Source organism: Mesorhizobium sp. M7A.F.Ca.MR.362.00.0.0 (assembly GCF_004023175.1).
Classification (GTDB): domain Bacteria; phylum Pseudomonadota; class Alphaproteobacteria; order Rhizobiales; family Rhizobiaceae; genus Mesorhizobium.
Genome location: NZ_RZTF01000687.1, coordinates 1 through 1707 on the forward strand (window position 1 = coordinate 1; position 1707 = coordinate 1707).

General features: G+C 68.4%; 1 protein-coding gene. It reads left to right on the forward strand.

What is annotated here, in order from left to right; all coding sequences use genetic code 11:
- Positions 1–1707, forward strand: a 1707-nt coding sequence (locus EOC06_RS36825; RefSeq protein WP_245470407.1) for a condensation domain-containing protein, incomplete at both ends; no start/stop codon positions are given.

Below are 1707 nucleotides of genomic sequence, written 5' to 3' on the forward strand. Positions count from 1 at the left end.
CGCCGCGCGGCGCGGTCGAGACGGCGCTGGCGCAGATCTGGGCGGAGCTTCTCGGTGTCGAGCGGGTCGGGCGCCACGACCACTTCTTCGAGCTCGGCGGCCACTCGCTGCTGGCCGTGCAGCTGATGGAGCGGCTGCGGCAGCTGTCGCTTGGGGTGGAGGTGCGCACCCTGTTCGCCAGGCCGGTGCTGGCCGATCTTGCCGCAAGCCTTGGCAGCCATCACGAGGTCGCGGTGCCTGCCAACCTGATCACCGAACAGAGCACGGCGATTACGCCGCAGATGCTGCCGCTCATCGAGCTGGCCCAGCCGGAGATCGACCGGATCGTCGCCACGGTGCCCGGTGGTGTCGGCAACATCCAGGACATTTATGGCCTGTCGCCGCTGCAGGACGGCATCCTGTTCCATCATCTTTTGGCGACGAAGGGGGATCCCTACCTGCTGGTGTCGCAGATGGCGTTTGCCGATCGCGGCCTGTTGGAGCGCTATCTTGGCGCGGTTCAGCAGGTGGTGGACCGGCACGACACCCTGCGCACGGCCTTTGTCTGGGAGGGGCTGTCGAGCCCGGCCCAGGTGGTGTGGCGTCGTGCGCCGCTGGAGGTGAGCGAGGTCGAGCTGGATGCCTGTGACGGTTCCGGCGCCGATGAGCTCAGGCGCCGGTTTGATCCGCTGCGGCATCGCATCGATGTTGGCCGGGCGCCCTTGTTGCAGTTTGTGATCGCGCGCGAGCCCGGCAGCACACGCTGGCTGCTGCTGGAGCTGCAGCATCATCTGATCGGCGATCACACGACGCTGGAAGTGATGCATGCCGAGGTGCGGGCCGTGCTCGAGGGACGCGGGCATGAGCTGCCAGCACCGCAGCCGTTCCGCAATCTGGTGGCGCAGGCGCGGCTGGATGTCGATGCCAAGGCGCATGAGCAGTTCTTCCGGACGATGCTGGCCGACATCGATGAGCCGACCACGCCGTTCGGCTTAAGCGAGGTCTACGGCGACGGCGGCGGCGTCGGCGAGGCGCATCGGATGCTGCCGCAGGCGCTCAATGATCGGCTGCGGGAACAGGCGAGGCGGCTTGGGGTGAGCCTGGCGAGCCTTTGCCATCTGGCCTGGGGTCAGGTGGTGGCGCGCAGCAGCGGCCGAGAGCAGGTGGTGTTCGGCACGGTGCTGTTCGGCCGCATGCAGGCGGGCGCGGGCGCCGACCGCACGATGGGCCTGTTCATCAACACCCTGCCTGTGCGGCTTGACCTGGACGGGACCGGGGTCGCGGCGAGCGTGCGGACCACGCATGCGAGGCTTTCCGAGCTGCTGGCGCACGAGCATGCCTCGCTGGCGCTGGCGCAACGCTGCAGCGGCGTTGCGGCGCCGGCGCCGCTGTTCGGCGCGCTTTTGAACTACCGTCACAATACGCCGGCGGCCATGGCCGGCTCCGGGACGGCAGATGGTCTGTCCGGCATGGAATGGCTGGGCGACAAGGAACGCACCAACTATCCGCTGACCCTGTCGGTGGAGGATTATGGCGAGGCGCTCGGCTTGACGGCGCAGGTGGCCGAGCCTGTCTCTGCGGATCGGGTCTGCGGCTACATGCAGCACGCGCTCGAGCAACTGACAGAGGCGCTGGAGCATGCCCCCAACACGCCGGTGCGCGAGTTGGCCATCCTGCCGGCTGCGGAGCGTGCGTATCTGCTGGAGGAGCTGAACCGGACGGCGGCGG